20 protein-coding genes are annotated in these 21,910 nt (G+C 61.0%); 9 read left to right on the plus strand and 11 right to left on the minus strand.

Annotated features, from left to right (window positions below):
* Positions 1–4: 4 nt before the first annotated feature.
* From ACTHLA_RS11125 to miaA, 3 genes are all read right to left on the minus strand, one after another.
* A complete protein-coding gene (locus ACTHLA_RS11125) occupies positions 5–1,174 on the minus strand; it encodes an aldose epimerase family protein (RefSeq protein WP_440188837.1) in 1,170 nt (389 codons plus the stop codon).
* Positions 1,175–1,322: 148 nt separating this feature from the next.
* Positions 1,323–1,943 carry an alpha/beta hydrolase family protein gene (locus ACTHLA_RS11130; RefSeq protein ID WP_440188840.1) on the minus strand — a complete coding sequence of 207 codons (621 nt, stop codon included), beginning with the start codon at positions 1,941–1,943 and terminating at the stop codon, positions 1,323–1,325.
* A 1,445-nt stretch (positions 1,944–3,388) separates the two neighbouring features.
* Entirely contained in the window at positions 3,389–4,246 is an 858-nt protein-coding gene (gene miaA, locus ACTHLA_RS11135; protein WP_440188843.1) for a tRNA (adenosine(37)-N6)-dimethylallyltransferase MiaA, read from the minus strand.
* A 71-nt stretch (positions 4,247–4,317) separates the two neighbouring features.
* Between miaA and ACTHLA_RS11140 the strand changes: the two genes are divergently transcribed.
* Together ACTHLA_RS11140 and ACTHLA_RS11145 are read left to right on the plus strand one after the other, a co-directional pair.
* Positions 4,318–5,433 (plus strand): Mrp/NBP35 family ATP-binding protein, encoded by a 1,116-nt coding sequence (locus tag ACTHLA_RS11140; protein WP_440188846.1) that lies wholly within the window; start codon positions 4,318–4,320, stop codon positions 5,431–5,433.
* Between the two features lie 85 nt (positions 5,434–5,518).
* On the plus strand, positions 5,519–6,610 hold the full coding sequence (locus tag ACTHLA_RS11145; RefSeq protein WP_440188849.1) for an NADH:flavin oxidoreductase: 1,092 nt from the start codon (positions 5,519–5,521) through the stop codon (positions 6,608–6,610).
* A gap of 95 nt (positions 6,611–6,705) precedes the next feature.
* Here the strand turns inward: ACTHLA_RS11145 and ACTHLA_RS11150 are convergent, their stop codons facing one another.
* The 5 genes from ACTHLA_RS11150 to ACTHLA_RS11170 are packed head-to-tail and all read right to left on the minus strand — an operon-like array spanning position 6,706 to position 9,939.
* Positions 6,706–7,824, minus strand: coding sequence for a tetratricopeptide repeat protein (locus tag ACTHLA_RS11150; protein ID WP_440188852.1), 1,119 nt, complete (start codon positions 7,822–7,824; stop codon positions 6,706–6,708).
* A gap of 24 nt (positions 7,825–7,848) precedes the next feature.
* Positions 7,849–8,370: a dihydrofolate reductase gene (locus ACTHLA_RS11155; RefSeq protein WP_440188855.1), complete on the minus strand. Its 522-nt coding sequence runs from the start codon at positions 8,368–8,370 to the stop codon at positions 7,849–7,851.
* Positions 8,367–8,726 (minus strand): hypothetical protein, encoded by a 360-nt coding sequence (locus tag ACTHLA_RS11160; protein WP_440188858.1) that lies wholly within the window; start codon positions 8,724–8,726, stop codon positions 8,367–8,369. Before ACTHLA_RS11160 ends, ACTHLA_RS11155 begins: the two co-directional genes overlap by 4 nt.
* Entirely contained in the window at positions 8,705–9,136 is a 432-nt protein-coding gene (locus ACTHLA_RS11165; protein ID WP_440188861.1) for a hypothetical protein, read from the minus strand. The genes ACTHLA_RS11160 and ACTHLA_RS11165 overlap by 22 nt, the downstream gene beginning before the upstream one ends.
* On the minus strand, positions 9,133–9,939 hold the full coding sequence (locus ACTHLA_RS11170) for a thymidylate synthase (RefSeq protein WP_440188864.1): 807 nt from the start codon (positions 9,937–9,939) through the stop codon (positions 9,133–9,135). The genes ACTHLA_RS11165 and ACTHLA_RS11170 overlap by 4 nt, the downstream gene beginning before the upstream one ends.
* Positions 9,940–9,995: 56 nt before the next feature.
* Here ACTHLA_RS11170 and ilvC point away from each other — a divergent pair, with 56 nt between their 5' ends.
* The gene (ilvC, locus tag ACTHLA_RS11175) at positions 9,996–11,024 is read left to right on the plus strand and encodes a ketol-acid reductoisomerase (protein WP_440188867.1); all 1,029 of its coding nucleotides are present in this window, start codon (positions 9,996–9,998) and stop codon (positions 11,022–11,024) included.
* Here ilvC and ACTHLA_RS11180 read toward each other — a convergent pair.
* Positions 10,987–11,736, minus strand: coding sequence for a tRNA1(Val) (adenine(37)-N6)-methyltransferase (locus tag ACTHLA_RS11180; protein WP_440188870.1), 750 nt, complete (start codon positions 11,734–11,736; stop codon positions 10,987–10,989). The genes ilvC and ACTHLA_RS11180 overlap by 38 nt on opposite strands.
* Positions 11,737–11,864: 128 nt before the next feature.
* Here ACTHLA_RS11180 and ACTHLA_RS11185 point away from each other — a divergent pair, with 128 nt between their 5' ends.
* Genes ACTHLA_RS11185 through ACTHLA_RS11195 form a run of 3 tightly spaced genes read left to right on the plus strand, consistent with a single transcriptional unit; the run spans position 11,865 to position 15,693 of the window.
* A complete protein-coding gene (locus ACTHLA_RS11185; RefSeq protein WP_440188873.1) occupies positions 11,865–12,905 on the plus strand; it encodes a polyprenyl synthetase family protein in 1,041 nt (346 codons plus the stop codon).
* The gene (locus ACTHLA_RS11190) at positions 12,906–14,126 is read left to right on the plus strand and encodes an acyltransferase family protein (RefSeq protein ID WP_440188876.1); all 1,221 of its coding nucleotides are present in this window, start codon (positions 12,906–12,908) and stop codon (positions 14,124–14,126) included.
* Positions 14,127–14,157: 31 nt separating this feature from the next.
* Positions 14,158–15,693: a helicase HerA-like domain-containing protein gene (locus ACTHLA_RS11195; protein ID WP_440188879.1), complete on the plus strand. Its 1,536-nt coding sequence runs from the start codon at positions 14,158–14,160 to the stop codon at positions 15,691–15,693.
* Between the two features lie 218 nt (positions 15,694–15,911).
* On the opposite strand, the gene ACTHLA_RS11200 is transcribed toward ACTHLA_RS11195, so the two are convergent.
* The gene (locus tag ACTHLA_RS11200; RefSeq protein ID WP_440188882.1) at positions 15,912–16,661 is read right to left on the minus strand and encodes an SDR family oxidoreductase; all 750 of its coding nucleotides are present in this window, start codon (positions 16,659–16,661) and stop codon (positions 15,912–15,914) included.
* 167 nt (positions 16,662–16,828) lie between these two features.
* Between ACTHLA_RS11200 and ACTHLA_RS11205 the strand changes: the two genes are divergently transcribed.
* A complete protein-coding gene (locus ACTHLA_RS11205) occupies positions 16,829–17,302 on the plus strand; it encodes an NUDIX domain-containing protein (protein ID WP_440188885.1) in 474 nt (157 codons plus the stop codon).
* A gap of 1 nt (position 17,303) precedes the next feature.
* Here the strand turns inward: ACTHLA_RS11205 and ACTHLA_RS11210 are convergent, their stop codons facing one another.
* Positions 17,304–18,422, minus strand: a complete 1,119-nt coding sequence (locus ACTHLA_RS11210; protein ID WP_440188888.1) for an acyltransferase family protein — start codon at positions 18,420–18,422, stop codon at positions 17,304–17,306.
* 148 nt (positions 18,423–18,570) lie between these two features.
* On the opposite strand from ACTHLA_RS11210, the gene uvrC reads away from it, so the two are divergent.
* A complete protein-coding gene (gene uvrC / locus ACTHLA_RS11215; protein WP_440188891.1) occupies positions 18,571–20,457 on the plus strand; it encodes an excinuclease ABC subunit UvrC in 1,887 nt (628 codons plus the stop codon).
* A gap of 167 nt (positions 20,458–20,624) precedes the next feature.
* Positions 20,625–21,713 carry a DUF6624 domain-containing protein gene (locus ACTHLA_RS11220; protein WP_440188894.1) on the plus strand — a complete coding sequence of 363 codons (1,089 nt, stop codon included), beginning with the start codon at positions 20,625–20,627 and terminating at the stop codon, positions 21,711–21,713.
* Positions 21,714–21,910: the final 197 nt, after the last annotated feature.

Below are 21,910 nucleotides of genomic sequence, written 5' to 3' on the forward strand. Positions count from 1 at the left end.
AGATTTACTTGGTCACAAAGAAATGGTGGACGGTGGTTTGGGTGTAGGTCTGGCCCGGATCGAGGCGAGTCGAGGGGTAGTCCGGGTGGTTCGGGCTGTCGGGGAAGTGCTGTGCTTCATAGGCGACGCCGTCGCCCTGACGTGTGGTGACGCCGCCCTTGCCCGGCGTCAAGCCGTCGAGGAAGTTGCCGGTATAGAACTGGATGCCCGGCTCGGTGGTCAGGATCTTCATGCCGCGGCCCGAATGCGCATCAATCATGGTGACCGCCAGTTTCGGCGTCTTGGTCTCGCCGCCGCGCAGGCAGAAATTGTGGTCGATGCCGGTGCCGATCAGGATTTGCGGATCCTTGCCGTCATGGGCGCGGGTGTTGATGACCGCCGGCTTGGTGAAGTCAAAGGCCGTGCCTTTGACCGTGACGCAGTCGCCGGTGGGGATCGCAGTCTTGTCGGTCGGCAGATACGTATCGGCCTCGACCTGCGCCGTGGCGTCGAGCGCGCTGCGGCCTGATTCCACGCCTTCGAGATTGAACAGGGCGTGGTTGGTCAGGTTGACGATGGTCGGCTTGTCGGTCGTGGCCTTATAGCTGATCGTCAGGTCGTTATTGTCGTTGAGCGAATAGGTGACATCCGTGGTCATGGTCCCCGGATAGCCTTCCTCGCCGTCGGCGGAGACATATTCCAGCGTCACGCTGGCGGGCTTACCGGCGCCGCCCTTATCGACATTGACGATCTTCCAGACGCGCACCTCAAAACCGGTCGGGCCGCCGTGCAGGGCGTTGGGCGGATTGTTGATCGCCAGTTGATAGGACTTGCCGTCGAGCGTGAACTGGCCCTTGGCGATGCGGTTGGCGTAGCGGCCGACCGTCATGCCCGAATACTGGTTGCGCGCGACATATTCGCCGATCGTGTCGTAGCCGAGGATGACGTCGGCCATCTTGCCGTTGCGGTCGGGGACCATCATCGACTGCCACATGGCGCCGTAGGTGATGATGCGCGCCGACAGGCCGTGGCTGTTCTTCAGCGTGACGGAGTCAATGGCGGTTCCATTGGCCAGCTTGCCGAACTCGCCCTGAGTCGCGGTGGCGGCCAGAGACGGCGCGGCGACAGTCAAGGCGGCGAGGCTGGCGAAGGCGGCGAGCGTCGACAGTTTACGCGTCATCTTGCGAATGGTCATGAAATCCCTCCCACAGGGCATTGCGATTTTTGAACGGCTTATGTCATGGCGCCGCATGCCGTACAAAGACGGAGGACGCGCGCGCACGACACTCATAGACCTGTCCCAATAGTCGGACAATAGCTTGCGCCGACTTTTATGAATTTAATCAGGCGGGATTATATTTTTGCAGAAAGGCCAGAGCGGTTTTCATCATCTCGATGCGCGCCGAACCGATGGTCTCCCAGTGGTCCTGACCCTTGTAGGTGACGAACTCGACCGGCTTCCCGGCAGCCTTAAGGGCGCTTTCCATGCGCTGGCTCTGATGGATCGGCACGACGGTGTCGTCCGTGCCGTGCATCAGCAGGATCGGACAGGAGGCTTTCGCCGCCTGACTGGCCGGTGAAATCGCGTCCCAGCCGGATTTGTCGCCCAGCACCTGCCGCCAGGCGACGATAGCGGGCGTGTCCATATTATTGGTCGATTCCAGCAGGTAGTTGACGAAGGCCCCCACATCGGAAAGTCCGGCGATGGACACGGCGCAATTATAGACGCCCGGATCGAGCGTGGCGCCCGCCAGAGCGGCATAGCCGCCGTAAGAGGCGCCGAGAATGGCGACGCGTTTCGGATCGACCAGCCCTTGCGCGACCAGATAGCGCACGCCGTCGGAAAGATCGGTCTGCATTTTGCGTCCGAATTCGCCATTGCCCGCGTCCATGAAGGCGCGGCCATTGCCGCTGGAGCCGCGATAATTGGGTTGCAGCACCGCATAGCCGCGCGAGGCCAGCACCTGTGGCTGCCAGTCGAAATCGACATAGTCGCGCGCCCAGGGGACCGCCGTGCGGCAGGACAATCAGCGGCAGGCTTTTCGCCGGTCGCCCGTTCAGCGCGATCTCCGGCGGCAGGGTCAGGTAGGCGTGAATCCCCAGTCCGTCGGCGGCCTTATAGTCGATCGGCTGCTTTTGCGTGATCCATTCCTGCGGCAGGGCGGCGTAGTTGGTGGCGATGGTCGCGCCGCCGCCGGTGGTGAAGTCGAGATAGACATAGGCGCCGGCATTGTGCGCATTCTCGACATAGACGATCATCTTGCGCGGATCTTCGGCGAAATCCACAATCCTGACCCGGTCGCCAGGATCGACGACCTGCGGCAGCGACTCCGCCAGTTTTTTCAGGAGCGGTTCGAAATATTCGTCTCGCTGCCAGTCATCAAAATATCTGAAACCAGCCAGCCTGCGCGTCACCGGATGGAATAGCGGGTCGCGGTCCAGAGTCGCCTGCGGGTCGAGCGGGTCGCTCACCTTGCCGTCCGCCGAGATTTCGCGAAATTCGCCTTGGTAATCGCCCGTGTCGAAATAGACCACGACGGAACGGCCATCGCGTCCTACGCCTTCGGCTGTCGGCAGGCTGACCGGGTCTTTCACGCCATAGGCGAACTGAAAATGCTGATCCTTTTCCGTCGGCGTGGCGTTAATATAGAGACGCCATTCGTTATGCAGCGGAATATGCTCGACATAAGCGAGCGGCGCGCCTTCAGCGGTGACAATAAAATCTGTCGCCTCCTGCGACGCCTCGCTGATGCGGTGCGGCGGCGTCTTGTCCATGCTGAAACTGTACAGGTAGAGCTTGCCGTCATAGACGGAAACCGTGCCGTCATCGGTGTGAAGACGATAATTGGCGGCGGTGACGCGGTAGCCTTCTGGAGTCCTGACGCGCTGCGGCTCGCCCATCACCACATTGGAGAAACCTTCCATATTGCTGAAGAAGGTCAGGACTTGGGCCGTATCGACCGCGATGCTGCGCGCCAGCCGAAACTCATGTTTATAGCCCGCAAAACCGGTCAGGGCCGTGGTCTGTGAATCGATCAGAATGACATGGGTATTGTCGCCCCAGAACAGGTCGCGAACCTTGGCGGCGCCGATGGAAATGCTTTTCGGCTGCGGATTTGCGATCTCATAGTGCAGCAGAATCTTGTCGTCGCCTTTTTGCGAGACGATGGCGATGCGCTGCCCGTCCGGCGACAGGGCGATATGGTCCACCAAAGGCGTGCCGGCGTAAATCTCAATTGCAGGCGCAGTTGATGCGGCAGGCGCGCTTTCCGCGCGTGCGGCGCCGACGCCAAACGCGGCGGCGCTGGCCGCCAGAAAGGCGCGGCGGCTGGTTTTCGATGTCATGATGTAAGTCCCCCCAAAACCTTGCGCCGACGCTAGCGCTAACCAACGGTTTTCGCAATGGGTTTCAGAACTGATTGCGGAACCAGGTCATTTGGCGTTTGGCGTAGTTGCGCGTCTTTTGCCGGGCCAGGTCTAGCGCGACGTCCAGCGTAATTTCGCCGCGCAGATGGGCGGCGAATTCGCTCAAACCCAGTACGCGCATAATCGGCCAGTCCGGCGAAAGGCCCTGTTCTATCAGAGCGCGCACCTCATCGAGTGCGCCGTGATCGAGCATGAGTTGCAGGCGCTGATCGCAGCGGGCGTAAAGGTCTTCGCGGGGCGGGTTCAGAATCTCCATCGTATAGCTGTCTCGCGGAACTTCTGGACGTGTGCGCGCCTGCCAGTCGCTCAAACTCACCCCGCTTTGCAGATAGACCTCATAAGCGCGCGTCAGGCGTTGCCGGTCATGGGGCAGGATGCGCGCCTCGGCCTTCGGGTCATGCTGTCGCAGTCGGTCGCGAAACGCCGCCTCGCCCAGCCGTTCGTAATCGCTGCGTGCCTGCGTCCGAGCCGCGTTGTCGATCTCAGGAATCTCCGCCAGCCCATGCGCCAGCGCATTGAAATAGAGCCCCGTGCCGCCGACAACACATAGCTTCGGCCCGCCATTCAGCGCCTGGGCGATAAAGGGTCGCGCGGCGCGCAGCCATTCGCCGGTGGACCACAGGGTTTGTGCGTCCAGAAACCCGTAGAGGACATGCGGGGCCTGCGTTTCGTCCTCACGCGACGGACGTGCGGTCAGAATCGGAACGTCCTGATACAATTGCATGGAATCGGCGTTGAGGATCACGCCGCCGGTGCGCGCCGCCCAGTCGAGCGCCCTGGCCGACTTGCCTGAAGCGGTCGGACCGGCCAGCAGATAAAGAGGGGCGTCGGTCGGGGTCATTTAGGGCTTTAAATACGCAAACTATGAGCCTATGTCAGGGCCGCTTTTAGAGATAGCGCGAAAGTTCGTCCATGCCTGCCGATATATCGCCCGATCATGTCCTGACCGTATTGAACGGAATTGTCGATCCTATGACCGGCAAGGGGCTGTCGGATGCAAGTATGGTCAAGGCTTTGATCGCGCGCCCGGAGCGCGTCGGCTTCATGCTGGAAGTCCCGCAGGAGCGCGTGACGGCCTATGGCCCTGTGCGGCTGGCGGCGGAAAAGGCGCTCAAGGCGGCGTTTCCAGGCGTCGCCAAGGTTCAGGTGGTGCTTACCGCCGAGATGATCGCGCCGGATGCGCCTAAAGGTCCGTCGGCGCGCCTGTCCGAGCGCGCGGTTGAAGACGGCAAGCCAAAGGCGCCGGTCGCCACGGCGCGGCCCAATCACGTAAAACACGTGATCGTCGTCGGGTCCGGCAAGGGCGGGGTCGGCAAGTCGAGCGTGTCGCTGGCGCTGGCGATTGGCCTGTCGCAACTGGGCCTGCGCGTCGGCCTGCTCGACGCCGATATTTATGGCCCGTCCGTTCCGGTCATGCTGGGCCTGAACCAGCCGCCGCAGTTCGGGGCCGACAAGCTGATGGTTCCGCCGCAAGCGCATGGCCTGAAGGTCAATTCGGTCGGCTTCCTCGTCGATCCGGGGCAGGCGATGATCTGGCGCGGGCCGATGGCGTCGCAGGCCCTGACTCAGTTGCTGACCCAGACGCGCTGGGGCACGGCGGAAGAACCGCTCGACGTGCTGGTCGTCGATCTGCCGCCGGGGACGGGGGATGTGCAACTGACCCTGACGCAGAAGACGCTGATCGACGGGGCGGTGGTGGTCTCGACGCCGCAGGAGATGGCGCTGGCCGATGCGCGCCGCGCCGTCACCCTGTTCGGCAAAACCGGCGTGCGCGTTCTGGGCGTGATCGAAAATATGGCCTTCCTCGCCCTGCCGGATGGCTCCGAAATGGAGGTGTTCGGGCGTGGTGGCGCGAAAGCGATGGCGCAGGCGCTTGAGGTTCCGTTTCTCGGCGAGGCGCCGCTTGATCCGGCCTTGCGCGCGGGCTGCGATGCGGGGCAGCCTCTGACGGCGCTTCAGCCCGACGGTGATATGGCGCAGCGGTTCCGGGCGATGGCGCAAACGGTGCGCGACGCCTTGACGGCATAACGCCATTCTTTTTTTGGCGAGCGGTTGCGGCCCCATAATCTGAAACCATATCTGCGACGGATACGTTTTCTGCCAAGGAGCCGTCATGTCGCTGGACACGCTGTTTTCGCCGTTTTCCCTCAAATCCCTGACCCTGCCCAACCGCGTGGTCATGGCGCCGATGACGCGCAACATGTCGCCGGGCGGCGTGCCGGATGCGAAGGTCGCGGCCTATTATGAGCGCCGCGCCGAAAACGGCGTCGGCCTGATCCTGACCGAAGGCACGGTGATCGAACGACCGGCCTCCAAGAACGAAGCCAATATTCCGAACATTTACGGCGAGGCGCTAGACGGCTGGGCGAAGGTGGTCGCGGCGGTTCATGCCAAAGGCGGTCGGATCGCGCCGCAGATCTGGCACACCGGCATTGTGGCCGGGCAGGGCGGCTATGCGCCGACGCCGCTCGATTCGCCGTCCGGCCTGAACATCAAGGGCGACAAGATTGCCGAGCCGATGAGCGAAGCCGACATCGCCGACGCCATCGCCGCCTTCGGGCGCGCGGCGGGCGACGCCAAGCGCATCGGCTTCGACGCCATCGAGCTGCACGGCGCGCACGGCTATCTGATCGACGAATTTTTCTGGGACGGCACCAATAAGCGCAACGACAAATGGGGCGGCGCAACGCTTGGCGAGCGCACGCGCTTTGCGGTCGAGGTCTTAAAGGCGGCGCGCGCGGCGGTCGGGCCGGACTTTCCGATCATCATGCGCCTGTCGCAGTTCAAGTCGCCGGTCTATGACGCCAAGGTCGCGAAGACGCCGGATGAGATGGAGCAGTGGCTGCACCCGCTGGTCGAAGCGGGCGTCGATATGCTGCACTGCTCGCAGCGCCGCTTCTGGGAGCCGGAGTTCGAAGGCTCGGACCTCAACTTCGCGGGCTGGGCCAAAAAGATCACCGGCGTTCCGACCATCACGGTCGGCAGCGTCGGCCTGTCGGGCGAGTTCATCGCGGCCTTCGGCGGTGAAAAATCGAGCCCGACCGACATCAACGCCCTGCTGAAACGCCTCGATGCGGGCGAGTTCGATCTGGTCGCCGTGGGTCGCGCTTTGTTGGCCGACCCCCAATGGGTCAAAAAGGCCCGCGAAGGCCGCCTCACCGAAGCCAACGGCTTCGAACGCAGCCTGCTGGGCAGTCTGGTTTAAGTCCTGATATAGTAGCTCAGGAGCATTTGGGATCAGGAAGAGCGATAAGGCGCAGGCTCAGCGCGTCAATCCGATTCAACATATCGCAAAGCGCCCTAGCGGAACCGCCATTTCAGTCGCAGAGCCATGGTCTTGTTTGCTGTCGGCGCGCCCTTGGCGTCTTCGTCTCCGACGGTGAGGCGCGCCGCGAAAATCTGACCGAGTACGAGGCCAAAATCGTATCCGGGAGGGTATTCGTTGGCGATGACGCACGCGTCGACCTCATGCCGGGCATTGATATAGCATTGGATCGTCGCTTCGCCCTCTACGCGGTCACGCAGGGCGCGGCGGGGATAAGAGCCGGTTAGCTGCTGCGCCAGAGCGCTGGGCGTCATGGATTCGCTGTGCGCCTTGTCCGCAACGCCATAATGGCGGGTGACGGACATTTCCTTACGCCCCTCGACCATGGTGACGCGATCGGGTGCTGAGACTTGCGGATGGCCGCCAAGCCATGTCTGTGCGGCGGCGTTTCCGCGCTTTGCGGCGGCGGCGTACAGCCAGGCCGCTTCTGCCGGGTCGGCGGCGCCGCCCTCGCCCATTTCCAGCATTTCAGCGTAATGCTCGATAGCGTCGGGTGAATTCAGATAAACGCCTTGCCGGAACCAGGCGCGCGCGGCATCGGCCTTGCTCATGCCGCGGACGATCCGGCCCAGGGCGTCGGCGGCCTCGCCGGAGCCGACCTTGACGGCGTCCAGATACATGCCGGGCGCAACGTCGACACTCTTCGGCCCGGTGATGCCATGTTCATAGTCGTATGCGCTGGCGAAGATATAAACAGCATCATCCTTGGGCAGGGCGTAACAGGCGTTCAGCCCCTTCTGCAGATCGACCGGTCGGCCTTCGCCCAGTAGATAGGCGATGCAGATTTTTCGCAGGCCGATGTGATTGCGCTTTGCGGCGGCCCGCTCGTAAAGGTCAAGCGCGGCGCCGGGGTCAGCCCGCCCGGCGCCGTCCCCTTGTTCCAGTATAGCGCCCATGTCGGCCATAGCGTCGGCGTCGCCTTTTTCTATAGCTTTTTGCAACTTGTCGCGGCGTTGCTGAGACTCCACGCGCCAGGCTTCTTTTTGCGCGGCTTGTCTGGCTGTTTCATCCTGAACTGGCGCAGCGGCGCTGGCGTTCGCCGTCAGCGCGAGCGGCAGCGCCAGCATTACCGCGGGCAACGTGATCCATTTCATGAAATCCCCCCCTGAGCGCATGGTTTAGACGCGCTCATAAACCTTAATGGTAAAAGCATAATCGTCGCCTTCGCCTTTTTCGAACGCATCCTCACGCACCACCTTCCAGACCTTCGGGTCGATGGCGGGGAAATGCGTGTCGCCTTCGACCTCGGCATGGACGTGGGTGATGTAGAGTCGGTCGGCTTTCGGCAGGGTCTGCTCATAGACATTTGCTCCGCCGATGACGCAAATTTCATCGGCGCCGTCATCCTCGGCGTGTTCGCGTGCGATATCGAGCGCCTCCATCAGGGTCGTGCAGACAATGCCGCCCTCGGCCTCGAACTTCAGGTCGCGCGACAGGACAAGGTTCAACCGCCCCGGCAGCGGCTTTTTCGTCAGCGAATCCCAGGTGTTCGAGCCCATAATAACTGGCTTGAACTGTGTGATCGCCTTGAAGTTCTTCAGATCCGAGCGGATATGCCAGGGCAGGGCCTCGTTGCGGCCGATCACGCCGTTTTCACTGACGGCGGCGACAAGCGCCAGTTTCGGACGCGCAAGATTCATGTGATTTTATAAGCAATAATATGTTCGATAAATATACCGTTTACAGTGTTATTTTTTATGTCGGCCTTTCTGCCATCTACATGGATAAAAGAATGCAAAGCTTTGTAAAATGGAGATTCCGGTGTTACAAATTGCACAAGGCTTAGATCTATTTTTGTCTGTGCCTTAATGGCTTTTAAGAAAAGTTCCTTTTCACCTTTTTTTGCTATTTCTGTTGCAATGTTTAACTTCCACCTTTTAGAGTCGGAGCTATACTTCCAATATGCTCCACGAATATCAACTCCTTGCTCCTGTAGGGAGTTTATCAAATCAGAACCTAATGAAAAATTTTCTTCTACCAATGTTGCATCAGCCATTTCATAACTCCGCTATTTTCATTTGAAATTGCATTAATTAATTCTACAGCAGATACCTCATCTATATTTTCGTATCTTGACGATTCATCCCAGTTGCTCACAATAGCCCAATTAGCTGCAAAATCAGGAGAATTATTCTTTTGCTCGTCAAATTCTAATTTTAAACCGGATAGTCCAATTAAATCTGATATAGAGTGTGAGTAGAGCGAGTTTACAAATTTCTTATTAGGGAGACATTCTTTCAAAAACAGCTTACAAGCGGCAGCTTTTAATCCCATTTCTACAGAATAACCTGCGAGATAGTAAGCATTCGTGTATCGATTGTTTTTTAATAATAATTTTGCATCTTCAAATTTGGCCGTAGCCAAGCTTATGAAATCTGCACGACTAGTGAATGAAAAATCACTCATACCGCCACCGGCGCTTTCAAAGCCCCGTGCGACTGGTAGTTCTCAATCATTATATCGGCGTAATCGAAGCTGAACAGGTCGGTCTTCGGCGCCAGTTTCAGCGTTGGGAACGGGTAGGGCGTGCGCTCAAGCTGCGTCTTCGCCTGCTCCATGTGGTTCGTATAGAGATGCACATCGCCGAAGGTGTGAACGAAGTCGCCGACCTCAAGACCCGTCGCCTGCGCCACCATATGCGTCAGCAGAGCGTAGGAAGCGATGTTGAACGGCACGCCCAGAAAAATGTCCGCCGAGCGCTGATAGAGCTGGCAGCTTAATTTCCCTTCCGCGACGAAGAACTGAAACAGGCAATGGCACGGCGGCAGGGCCATGTCCTCGACCTCCGCCGGGTTCCAGGCCGAGATCACATGGCGACGCGAATAGGGATTGGTCTTCAGATTCTCGACAAGCTGCTTCATTTGATCGATCACGCGGCCATCCGGCGTGGCCCATGAGCGCCATTGCTTGCCATAGACGGGGCCGAGGTCGCCGTTCTCATCGGCCCATTCATCCCAGATGCTGACGCCGTGGTCGTGCAGATACTTCACATTGGTGTCGCCGCGCAGAAACCACAGAAGCTCGACCGCGATCGACTTGAAATGCACCTTCTTGCTGGTCAGCAGCGGAAAGCCCTTGGACAGATCGAAGCGAATCTGCCGCCCGAACAGGCCCAAAGTCCCCGTGCCGGTGCGGTCGGAGCGCGCAACGCCATTGTCCATAATGTCGCGGACAAGGTTCAGATACTGATATTCGGGGTGATCAAACATGGCGGCTGCACTATATACGGGTCGATTCTGCGACACTATAGCCGAGGAGCCGCGCCATGTCCCAACCTGTCTCTCGCTTGGCCGTATATCACGACAAGGACTGCGATATTTCCATCATCCGGGCTAAGCGCGTGCTGGTAATCGGCTATGGCTCGCAGGGCCGGACTCAGGCCTTGAACGCGCGCGATTCCGGTGTGGCGCAGATCAAGGTGGCGCTGAAACCGGACTCCCAAACGCGCGAGAAGGCCAGGGCCGACGGCTTCGAGGTCGTCTCGGTGGCCGAGGGCGTGGCATGGGCGGAGGTGATTGTCGTCCTGACCTCGGATGAAGCGCATCGCGACCTGTTCGCCAACGAAATTGCGCCGAACCTGCGCAGCGGCCAGGCCCTGATTTTCGCGCACGGCCTGTCGGTCCATTTCGGGCTGGTGACCCCGCCTACCGATGTCGATGTGCTGCTGGTGTCGCCCAAGGGCATCGGCCCGCGCATCCGCGACATCTATGTGGCGGGCGAGGGGGTCTTCTGCTTGTTTAGTGTACAGCAGGACGCGACGGGCCATGCCAAAGCCATCGGCCTTTCGTTCGCGGCGGCGCTTGGCTGCGGGCGTAAAGGCATCTTAGAAACCACCATGAAGGACGAGTGCGAGAGCGATCTGTTCGGCGAGCAGGTGGTGCTGTGCGGCGGCACGCGCGAACTGGTGTCGAACGGTTTTCAGACGCTGGTGGACGCTGGTTATCCGCCCGAAGTGGCGTGGTTCGAGACCTGTTATGAACTGAAACTGGTCGTCGATCTTCTGTGGGAACTGGGCATGTCGGGCGGCTTCGCCCGGATTTCCAACACGGCGGAATACGGCGCCTATCTGACCGGCCCGCGCGTGATTAATGACGCCTCGCGCGCCGCCATGCAGGGCGTGCTGAAGGATGTACAGTCGGGCGATTTCGTGCGCGCGCTGATGAAGGATTACGATGCAGGCAGCCCGGACCTTTTGCAACGCCGCGCCGCGCTAAAGGACAATCTGCTGGACGCGACAAAAGCCTATCTGGATGGGGTTACAGCCACTCCAACCCCGCCTCGCCGCGCAGAATAGCCTCGACGGCCTCGGTGTGCTTACGTATCCCCCCATCATGCAGAACCAGCGGGGATAACAGCCGCAACGGCGCCTTTCCCAGCCGCTGAGCGCGCACGATCACGCGCTTGGCGTCCTGATCGGCGAAGGGCTGGACCGGGCGGATAATAAACGAGCCGCACTTGCTCAAACCCGTCAGAATATCCCCCAGCCGGTCGGCGCGATGGATAAACACGATATGGCCGCCATCCTTTACGGAGCTTTGCGCGAAATCGAGCCACGCGGCCAATCCATCGTCTGCGATCCAGGCCGGACGCTTGGCGGCGTCAGGCGCGCGCAACTGGTTCGGCTCGTCGAAATAGGGCGGATTGGAAAAGGCGAGATCGAACCGCTCAAGCCCGAAACTCTTAAAGCCCGCGCCGATATCGCCGTCGATAATCTCCGCCGCAAATCCGTTATCGTCCGCATTGCGCCGCGCCAGAGCCGCATAGTCGGCCTCGCGCTCAATGCCGGTCACCGCCAGCTCTGGCGCGCGCGCTTTCAGCGACAGCAGCGCCCCGCCGACGCCGCAGCCGAGTTCCAGCGCCCTCATCGCCTTCTTTTCCGCCGCCAAAGACGCCACGGCGGCGGCCAGCAGCGCCCCGTCCATGCCGACGCGGTAGCCCCTCGCCGGTTGCGTCAGGGCGACGCGCCCGCCGAGCAGATGGGTGTGCGTGACGGAGGTTTCGGGCATAAACGGATCGGAAATTGATAAGGCCTGCGGCAGGATAGCCGCAGGCAGGGGCTAAATAGTATCGCGGCGTCTTGTCTGTAACGTCAAGGCGGTTTATGGCGTAAGCGTTTTAGTCAGGAGTTAACGCATTGGATTCGGCCAATCTCGAAACGGTGCGCGCCGGAAACAACGCTCCGGCGCCCGCAAAGGACGTCAAGGCGGATGTTAACGCGCTGGTCGCCCTGTGCGCCGACGATATGGCCGACGTCAACGCGCTGATCCTTGAGCGGATGCAGTCGGACGTGCCGACGATTCCTGCCTTGGCCGAACACCTGATTTCGGCGGGCGGCAAGCGCCTGCGTCCGCTTCTGTGCGTCGCCGCCGCGCGGTTGTGCGGCTCGGACAATCAGCATCACCACAACCTGTCGGCGGCGGTCGAATTTATCCATACCGCAACGCTTCTGCACGACGACGTGGTCGATTCCTCGTCCCTGCGCCGCGGCAAGGTCGCCGCGCACCTGATCTGGGGCGCGCCGTCCTCGGTGCTGGTCGGCGACTTTCTGTTTGCGCGCGCCTTTGAGCTGATGGTCGAAACCGGCAATCTGCGCGCGCTGGGCATCCTGTCGAAAGCCTCGGCGGTGATCACACAGGGCGAGGTCATGCAACTGAGCAAGGCCTTCGATCTGAATCTGACGCAGACCGATTATATCGAGATCATCTCGGCCAAGACGGCGGCGCTGTTCTCGGCGGCGTCGGAAAGCGGCGCGGTCGCGGCGGGCGCCGAAGAGGCGCGCGTTCAGGCGCTTTACGATTACGGCCTCTATCTCGGTCTGGCTTTCCAAATCCGCGACGACGTGCTGGATTATGAAAGCTCCGCCGAGGCGCTGGGCAAGAATGCGGGCGACGATTTCGCCGAGGGCAAATCGACTCTGCCGCTGATCCTGGCCATGCAGGCGACGCAGGACGAGGCGGATTTCTGGGCGCGCGTCATCGGTCGGCGTGAGCAGAAGGCGGGCGACTTCGCCCATGCGCAACGCCTGATGCGCGGCTGCGGCGCGCTGGAAGCGGCGCGTCAGGTCGCCGAAGGCTATGCGAAAGCGGCGCGCGACGCGCTTGGCGTGTTTGCGCCGGGGCCGTGGCGCGAGGCGCTTGAGGCGCTGGCCGTTTACAGCGTCGAGCGCAAGGTCTAGGTGGCCGCGCAGGGGGAGAGCCTGAAGCCGGAGCGCCGCTTTTACGAGCTGGATGTCCTGCGCGGACTGGCCGCCATCGTGGTGGTCACCTTCCATTACAAGCACTTCTTCCTCACCGATGCGGGCAGCTTCGATTACACCGACATGCCGTTGCATCAGATTCTCATGCCGGTCTATGTCTATGGCCAGTTCTTCGTCGAGCTGTTCTTCTCGATCTCCGGCTATGTCTTCTTCTGGCTCTATTCCGAGGCGATCGCGACGCGCAAGATCGGCCTGCGCAGCTTCGCCATCGCGCGCTTTGCGCGGCTTTACCCGCTCTATCTCGTCACCCTGATCTTCGTGGCCTTGGCGCAGGCCGCGTTTCGCAGTCTGTACGGTCACGACTATATCTACAGCGACAATACCGGGCTGAACTTCGTCCTAAACCTGGTCATGGCCCAGCAATGGCCGCCCGACGCCAACCAGACCTTCAACGGCCCCGGCTGGTCGATTTCGGTTGAGGTCTTTCTCTATATCGTCTTCTTCGCCCTGTGCCGTTTCCGGCTGCAATCGGCGTGGACGGCGCTGGCGTTGATCGTGGCCGGGCTATTGTTCAAATATATCCACTTCGATCCGACCAACGATTTTGTGCGCGGCCTGCCCAGCTTCTTTCTCGGCGGTCTGGCCTGGTACGCGGTCGAGGCGCTGAAACGGCGCGAGCCAGTCTGTCGTTATGTCGTCTGGGGTCTGGGCGCGGCCCTGCCGCTGATGTGGGCTTTGGCCTATCTGGGCGGCTATGACAATCTGTGGGGCGCGGAGCAGGCCGCGCGCGCCGCGCAAGGCCTGCCGCGTCAGGGCGTTCACGCCGCGCTTCTTTCCATCGCCAGCTTCGCCTATGTGCTGATACCGCTGACCCTGGTGTTTTTCGGCCTGAAGCGCGAAACGTGGCGCGAGGCGTGGATGCAGACGGATCACCTGAAACGCTGGAGCTGGATCGGTGATATCAGCTATTCGCTCTACCTGATCCACTTTCCCTTACAGATCACGTTGATGCTGTTCCTGTCGCGACTGCCGTTTCCAGTGCGCGCGCATATCTTTTCGTCACCGCTCGCCTATCTGGCCTTTATGGCGGCAGCGATGGGGCTGGCCTGGCTCAGCTATCGCTATTTTGAAATGCCGCTGCGCAAGCAGATTCGCGACTGGCTGGCGCCGAGGCTGGCGCGGTTGGCGCCGCTGCGGTAAAACCGTCTTCCGATTCACGAGGAGACTGATCATGGCCGATCCAACAGGCGCTTTCGTAGGTCAGGCGCAGAACGCCGACAAGTCGCCGGAGCTTCTGCTCTACGGTCGCGCCAACCGCCACGGCGTCGTTGCGGGCGCCACGGGCACGGGCAAGACCATCACCTTGCAGATTCTGGCGCAGGCCTTTTCCGACGCGGGCGTGCCGGTCTTCGCCGCTGACGTGAAGGGCGATTTGTCGGGCATTGCGATGCCGGGCCAGCCGAACGACAAGCTGCTGGCGCGGGCGCAAACCCTGGGCCTCGACCTGCAACCCGCCGCCGCGCCGGTGGTGTTCTGGGATCTGTTCGGTCAGAAGGGCCATCCGATCCGCGCCACCATCTCCGAGATGGGGCCGCTGTTGCTGGCGCGCATGCTGGACCTCAACGACGTGCAGGAAGGCGTATTGAATATCGCCTTTTCCGTCGCCGACAAGGAAGGTCTGCTGCTCCTCGACCTGGCCGATCTGCGCGCCATGCTCAAATATTTAAGCGATAATTCTAAGGAAATCGGCGCGACCTATGGCCAGGTGTCGCCGACCACCATCGCCACCATCCAGCGCAATCTGCTGGCGCTGGAAAATCAGGGCGCGGCGCAGTTCTTCGGCGAACCGGCGCTGCGGCTCGAAGACATGATGCGCACCAATATTGCGGGCAAGGGCTATGTCAATGTGCTGGCCGCCGACCAGTTGATGCAGACGCCCAAGCTCTATTCAACCTTCCTGCTGTGGCTGATGTCGGAGTTGTTCGAGCAGTTGCCTGAGGTCGGCGACCCGGACAAGCCGCGTCTCGTCTTCTTCTTCGACGAGGCGCACCTGCTGTTTGACGAGGCGTCCAAGGCCTTGCAGGACAAGATCGAGCAGGTGGTGCGCCTGATCCGCTCCAAAGGGGTCGGCATCTATTTTGTCACCCAGAACCCGGCGGACGTGCCCGACGATGTGCTGGGTCAGCTCGGCAATCGCGTGCAGCACGCCCTGCGCGCCTATACGCCCGCCGAGCAGAAGGGGCTGAAATCGGCGGCGGCCTCGTTCCGCGCCAATCCGGCCTTCGACACGATGGAGGCGTTGCAGCAGCTCGGCGTCGGCGAGGCGCTGGTGTCGCTGCTCGACGCCAAGGGCGCGCCCACGGTCACCGAACGCACCCTGATCCGTCCGCCCGCCTCGCGCATGGGGCCGGTGACCGACGCCGAGCGCGCCCAGATCATCGCCGCATCGCCGGTAGCGGGCGTGTATGACAAGGCGGTCGATCGCGAATCGGCTTTCGAGGTTTTAAGCGGGCGTCTGGCCGCTGCTGCGGCGTCCGCGCCGCCCCCGCCGCCGACCGCTGAGGACAAGGCCGCCCAGCGCGCCGCTGTTCAGGCCGAAAAAGACGCCGAACGCCAGCGCCTCGCCGACGAAAAGGCGAAACAGAAGGCGCAGGCCGAAATGGTCAAAAACGTCGAGCGCGTCGCCGTGCCGATCATCCGCTCCGTCGGCATCGCCATCGCCGGTTCGCTGGTGCGAGGTTTGCTGGGGAATACGCGGCGGCGGTGAAAAAGTAGATGTCCATCCACAGATAAGCCAGATAAGCACAGATAATCTGAGTTTATGGCAATGATAGATGATTTTGCGCTAATAAGAACAGAAATAATAGCTCATCCTATAATCTGTGCTTATCTGACTTATCTGTGGATATCCTCTCTTTCTATATCGGTTCTTCCACCGCCTTGTGGTCCGCATCTCAACAGGCAGAGCGGGACAGAAAGAATAGATCATAAATCCAGCATATCCACCGTCTTCCAGGTCAGGTGCTGGCCGGAATCGACGCAGATCATCTGACCGGTGACGCTGGAGGCGTTGAGCAGGAAGACGGCGGCTTCGGCCACCTCTTCCGGCGAGGTCGGCTTTTGCAGCAGGGTGGCGCGGGCTTCGCGGGCGAAGTCCTGCTCGGATTGGTGGATGGATTTCAGCGTCGGGCCGGGGCCGATGGCGTTGACGCGGATATGCGGCGCCAGGGCCTGCGCCAGGGTGCGCGTCGCGTGCCACAGCCCCGCTTTCGACAGGCCATAGCTGAAAAACGGCGGCGAGGGTTTCAGCACCCGCTGGTCGATCAGGTTGATGATCGAGGCATGTTCCGGCAGATCGGCCTGCGCCGCGAAGGCCTGCGACAACATCACCGGCGTCAGCAGGTTGGTGTCCATATGCAAACGCCATGAGTCGAGCGTCAGATTGCGCGCCCGGTCGTCGGCGAACACCGAGGCATTGTTGATCAGAACGGAAATCGGCCCCAGCGTGGCGCGCGTATCGTCGATCAGGCGCGTCACCGTGGCGACCTCGGCCAGATCGGCCTGCACGGCGGCGGCGCGCACGCCCAACGCCTCAAGCTTGGCGACCAGGGCCAGAGCGTCGTCGCGCGAACGACCGTAATGCACGCCGATATCGTAACCGTCGCGCGCCAGTTTCAGAGCGATGGCGCGACCGATCCGCTTGGCCGCGCCGGTGACGAGGGCGGTTTTAGTCAAGGCGCCCAAAATCGACCAGGTTCAGAAGGCCCATAACGACCAGGAAGGCGGCGAAAATACCGATGGCGAGCATGTGACGACTCCAGTTTCCGTCCCTACGGTTAAACGGCCCGTCTGCGGATGGCAAGAGGCTTGCGACGCGACGCGACGCGCGGCAAGGTGCGCCTATGTCGAAATGGAAACGCCGCCTTGAGCCGTTGGCGCGGCCCTTTTTCTTTTTCTGGTCGCGCCTGACGCGCGGCAAGACGCTGGGTGTGCGCGCTCTGGTGACGGACGAACAGAACCGCGTGCTTTTGATCGAACACACCTATGTGCCGGGCTGGTGGCTGCCGGGCGGCGGGGTGGATCGCGGTGAAACCGCGCATCAGGCCGTGGCGCGCGAACTGCGTGAGGAGGCGGGCGTCGATCCGGTCGGCGCGCCGCAGCTTCTGTCGGTGCACGCTAATGAGGCGTTCTTCCCCGGCGATCATGTGTTGCTGTTCCGCGTCACGGACTGGCGGGCCTGCGACATGACGTCGCATGGCGAGATCAGAGGCGTCGGTTTTTTCGCGCTCGACGCCTTGCCGCAGCCGATGAATGCGGCGTCTGCGCGTCGCATCCGCGAAGCTCTTGGCGGCGCCGCGCCCGATCCGGTGTGGTGAACTATTCGGCGGGAACCGGCGACGGACTGGCGGGCTTGGCGTCGCGCAGGAACAGGGCGCGCGCCCAGCGCCGCGACGGCTTCTCGAACGCATAGTGCGCCAGCGCCGCGACGCCAAGCGAAACCGCCACCGACACCCACACCCATTCGCCGCGCGTCAACCCGCCGCTCAGGCCCCAGGCCGGGAAGGATTTGAGAATGATCTTCTGGATCAGATCATGCACCAGATAGAGCGCGTAGGACACGATGCCCAGCCAGTAGATGACCGGGTTTTGCAGCACACGCGCCACCGGCCCCTTATCGTGGCTTAGGGCCATGATCAGCACCGCGAAGACTGCGACAAGGCCCAGATCGGTGCTTTTGAAGCACAAAAGGACGAGCGCCGCGATCAGGGCCAGGATCGCCGCAAAGGGTGGAATGCGCTCGCGGAACCGAAACGCCACCAGACCGATATAGAAGGAGGCGAGACAGCGCAGCGTCGTGCCGGGCGCATAGGAATGCACGACGTCGAGCGTGCCGTGCATGTGGTGATGGCGCGTCATCCAGTACGGCCCGAAGGCGACCGCGGCCAGCACAGCGAAGGCGAGGCCGACGCCAGCGACTGCGTAACGCCGGGGCAGCCACACCGCGACCATGATGGTCAGCGGAAACAAAAGATAGGCCGCCCATTCGGTGCTGATCGACCAGGACGGCGGCACGATGGCGTAGGCCAGCCCCCACACATGCGTCATGGTCAGGTTGAACGGCAGGGCGCGCAGCACATTGTCGTCAAAATGATAGGTGTCGGCCAGAACCGTGGTGATCATCACCGCCGTAATCAGCGTCACCAGAATGTAGAGCGGATAGATGCGCGCCAGCCGCAGCAGCAGAAACTTTTTGAAATTGCCGAAATCGAAGCCGTCGCGAAACAGGTCGGCATAGGTCAGGGCCATGACGAAGCCGCTGAGAAGGAAGAACAGATCGACCGCCATATAGCCATGATGCACGAACGGGCGCACCATTTGAGGAAAGGCGTGCAGGCCGTTGGCGTGGAACAGCACGACATAAAGCGCCGCGACGCCGCGCAGGCCGGTCAGCGCCTTGATCTCGCCGCGCGGCATGGAACTCTTAACTTCGGACATGCGGCCCGTTTACGACATCAGGCCGCAAACGCAAAATCACAATCACGGCGGCGTGATCGGAAGAATGTTACAGTCGCGCTTGGTCAGGAGGATGATTTCCGCCGCCTGCCGCCATATATGAGCGGCGAGTCATGCTAATGCTGTATCCATGAGTAAAGACGAGATCGCCATCGACATCCCGCAGGACAAGCTCATCGGCCCCGCCCTGATCAAGCGCGAGGCCGCTCTGGCGCCCGACCTGCCCGGCGTTTACCGCATGCTGGGCCATGACGGCGAGGTTCTGTACGTCGGCAAGGCCAAGTCCTTGAAGAAGCGCATCCTGCAATATGCGCAGGGCCGTTTCCACACCCAGCGCATTGCGCGCATGGTGGCGCTGACGCACGAAATGGTGCTGATCCGCACCCAGACCGAGGGCGAGGCCCTGCTGCTGGAGGCGCGGCTGATCAAGGCGCTGAAGCCGCGCTATAATGTGCTGCTGCGCGACGACAAGATGTTCGCCGAGATTCTGGTGCGCAAGGACCACGAAGCGCCGCAGATCACCAAACATCGCGGCGCCCATTCGATCCCCGGCGACTATTACGGCCCGTTCGCCTCGACCGTGGCGGTCAACCATACGCTCGACACGCTGCAAAAGGCGTTTCTCTTACGCACCTGCACCGACGCCGTCTATTCGGGCCGCACCCGTCCGTGCATGCTGCACCAGATCAAGCGCTGTTCCGCCCCCTGCACCGGTGAGATCAGCCTCGCCGACTATAACGGTCTGGCCCAGCAGGCGCACGACTTCCTCAAGGGACGCAGCCGTTCGGTGATCGACCGCCTGACCAAAGAGATGATGCAGGCCTCGGACGAGATGGAGTTCGAGCGCGCCGGTCACTTACGCGACCGCATCCGCGCCCTCAGCCACGTCGCCATGTCGTCCTCGGTCGATCTCAACGAGCCGGAGGCCGACGTTTTCGCCGTCTTCAACGAAGGCGGTTCGGCCTGCGTGCAGGTCGTCTTCTACCGCGCCGGCCAGAACTGGGGCGACCGCGCCTATTTTCCGCGCGTTGACGCCGAAGACGATGCGGGCGCGATCCTCGACACCTTTCTGGGCCAGTTCTATCAGGACCGCCTGCCGCCGAAACTGATCCTTGTCTCGCACGAATTGCACGAACACGAGTTGATGATGGAGGCGCTGGCGCTTAAGGCCGAGCGCAAGGTGATCATCACCCGGCCGCAGCGCGGTGAAAAATACGGCGTGGTCGCCCGCGCGCTCGACAATGCGCGCGCGGCCCTTGGGCGGCGTCTGGCCGAACACAGCGCGCAGTCCAAGCTGTTGCAGGGCGTGGCGGACGCTTTTGGACTGGACGCGGCGCCGGTGCGCATTGAGGTCTATGACAATTCCCACCTGGGCGGCACGCATGCGGTCGGCGGCATGGTGGTGGCTGGTCCCGAAGGCTTTATGAAAGGCCAGTACCGCAAGTTCACCATCCGCGATCTCGACACGAAACCGGGCGACGACTACGCCATGATGGCCGAGGTCTTCCGCCGCCGTTTCATGCGGCTGATCAAGGAAAAGGACGCGCCGGAGACGCAAAAAGGCTTCGGGCGGCCCGATCTGGTGCTGGTCGATGGCGGGCAGGGCCAGCTCGACGCCGTGCTGGCGGTGATGGCGGAACTGGGCGTCGATGACATTCCGGTGGTCGGCGTCGCCAAGGGGCCGGACCGCGACGCCGGGCTGGAGCGTTTCTTCTTACCCGGACGCGCGCCCTTCATGATGGAGCCGAAGTCGCCGGTCCTCTACTACCTGCAACGCCTGCGCGACGAAGCCCACCGCTACGCCATTGGCGCCAACCGGCAGAAACGCGACGCGGCGATCACCAAGAACCCGCTCGACGAGATCGAAGGCATCGGCGCCCGCCGCAAACGCGCCCTCCTGGCCGCCTTCGGCTCCGGCAAGGCCGTATCGCAGGCCCGGCTCGAAGACCTGATCACCGTCGAAGGCATAAGCGCGGGCATGGCGCAGAAGATTTACGACTTCTTCCACGGGGGATGAGGTTTGCAGGCTCTGGGCTTCTGCGGGTTTGCAGACACTTTAGCTTAAGTTTCGTGACGTGGACGAAACCGGGCCGTTAATGACGTGTCAAACAGCGCTTATCAACCGGTCAAATTGCCCGCTTTGTTTAATCAGACCTTAAAATTGCCCAAAAAGGCGTTATCAATTTGCGTATTGATCGCGCAGAACATCAGAGGGGGATTGTTTTGAAATTTTCTACATCTGTCATAACCGCGGCAACTCTACTTTTGTGTGGTCAAATACCAGCGGCGCATTCCACTGAAAAGAATGGAATTGCGCTTCGGACTCCTGACTCGATCGCCGCGGAGTTGGAGGCAGCACCGCCTAGTGATCTGGGTGTTTATTACGCGATAAAGGTTCGGGTCGGGAACGCTGGCGTCGACGCGATCAAAGCGCGCCTTTTTGAGGATGCGAAAGCATCCCTGAGTGAGAAATGGAAGCCTGGACAAAGCATCTGCAATTTCCCGATTTGGTATCATGAGGCCACTACCGGACTCGATTTGGCCAAGGCTGCGAACAATGACTCAGAGTGGAAAACGAATGACGACCAGGTTTCAAATGCCATCATGGAGCGACAGCGTCTCCATGATCAGGTTATGAGCGGCGTTAAGGTCGATCCGATATACGACCACAGTTCCGTCCCACTTGCCGCGCGCGCAATAACATTAGCTGCTGGATCTCGGGCGCGCGAATTGGCAGATCGGGCGGCCGAAGATCAATTTCAAAGGAACAATTTTTCGGCCCTTCAACAACACAGACTTTGGGCTGCCGACTTGAACGCCGCAGGACAGGCCTATATGGCCTTGTACGATGCAAACCAGGTGTGCCATACCGACCTTGCCAACCTTCAATGGATTAAAGCCGATTTAGCAGCAAACGGGTGGCCGAAACTTTCGACTGACGGTGCGGCCATGGCTCATGATGCGTACATCCTCGTGCAACATGCCGACCGGGATATCGATTTTCAAAAGCATGTCTTATCGATGATGGAGCCGTTACTGGGGTCGAAGGACGTTAACACTCAAGATTACGCGTACCTTTTTGACCGCGTGGCGCGCAATTCGGGGCAACCCTCACGATATGGGTCACAAGGGCAGTGTGTCGACAATGGAAAATGGAGCGCCGGTGAAACGGAAGACCCGGCGAAATTGGATGAGCGTCGCGCCAGTATGGGGCTAGGGCCGGAAGCAGATTACGTCAACCATATGTCTGGTCTCTGTTCGGCGGAAAAATAGTTCGCGAAAGCCTGCTCCACCTACAGGTCGTTGCCTGGATGGAAGCCCACACGCCAAGCTCAAGGTGAAATCGAAGTCGATTTTTATCGTTAATTTCTGGTTCCAACCTGGTTTGCCAATATTCGTTTGTGAGCCCAAGGCGGCCTTTACTAAAACCCAAGCCTGCAATCTCTCATGGATATAAGGTGACTTCCATC

Source organism: Asticcacaulis sp. (genome assembly GCF_051956075.1).
Lineage (GTDB): Bacteria > Pseudomonadota > Alphaproteobacteria > Caulobacterales > Caulobacteraceae > Asticcacaulis.

Bases quoted from the DNA above. Each gene is read 5' to 3' on its own strand.
- ACTHLA_RS11125 (WP_440188837.1), bottom strand. From the start codon at position 1,174: ATGACCATTCGCAAGATGACGCGTAAACTGTCGACGCTCGCCGCCTTC.
- uvrC (WP_440188891.1), top strand. From the start codon at position 18,571: ATGAGTAAAGACGAGATCGCCATCGACATCCCGCAGGACAAGCTCATC.
- ACTHLA_RS11150 (WP_440188852.1), bottom strand. From the start codon at position 7,824: ATGAAATGGATCACGTTGCCCGCGGTAATGCTGGCGCTGCCGCTCGCG.
- ACTHLA_RS11170 (WP_440188864.1), bottom strand. From the start codon at position 9,939: ATGTTTGATCACCCCGAATATCAGTATCTGAACCTTGTCCGCGACATT.
- ACTHLA_RS11165 (WP_440188861.1), bottom strand. From the start codon at position 9,136: ATGAGTGATTTTTCATTCACTAGTCGTGCAGATTTCATAAGCTTGGCT.
- ACTHLA_RS11205 (WP_440188885.1), top strand. From the start codon at position 16,829: ATGTCGAAATGGAAACGCCGCCTTGAGCCGTTGGCGCGGCCCTTTTTC.
- ACTHLA_RS11160 (WP_440188858.1), bottom strand. From the start codon at position 8,726: ATGGCTGATGCAACATTGGTAGAAGAAAATTTTTCATTAGGTTCTGAT.
- ACTHLA_RS11145 (WP_440188849.1), top strand. From the start codon at position 5,519: ATGTCGCTGGACACGCTGTTTTCGCCGTTTTCCCTCAAATCCCTGACC.
- ACTHLA_RS11195 (WP_440188879.1), top strand. From the start codon at position 14,158: ATGGCCGATCCAACAGGCGCTTTCGTAGGTCAGGCGCAGAACGCCGAC.
- ilvC (WP_440188867.1), top strand. From the start codon at position 9,996: ATGTCCCAACCTGTCTCTCGCTTGGCCGTATATCACGACAAGGACTGC.
- ACTHLA_RS11155 (WP_440188855.1), bottom strand. From the start codon at position 8,370: ATGAATCTTGCGCGTCCGAAACTGGCGCTTGTCGCCGCCGTCAGTGAA.
- ACTHLA_RS11140 (WP_440188846.1), top strand. From the start codon at position 4,318: ATGCCTGCCGATATATCGCCCGATCATGTCCTGACCGTATTGAACGGA.
- miaA (WP_440188843.1), bottom strand. From the start codon at position 4,246: ATGACCCCGACCGACGCCCCTCTTTATCTGCTGGCCGGTCCGACCGCT.
- ACTHLA_RS11210 (WP_440188888.1), bottom strand. From the start codon at position 18,422: ATGTCCGAAGTTAAGAGTTCCATGCCGCGCGGCGAGATCAAGGCGCTG.
- ACTHLA_RS11180 (WP_440188870.1), bottom strand. From the start codon at position 11,736: ATGCCCGAAACCTCCGTCACGCACACCCATCTGCTCGGCGGGCGCGTC.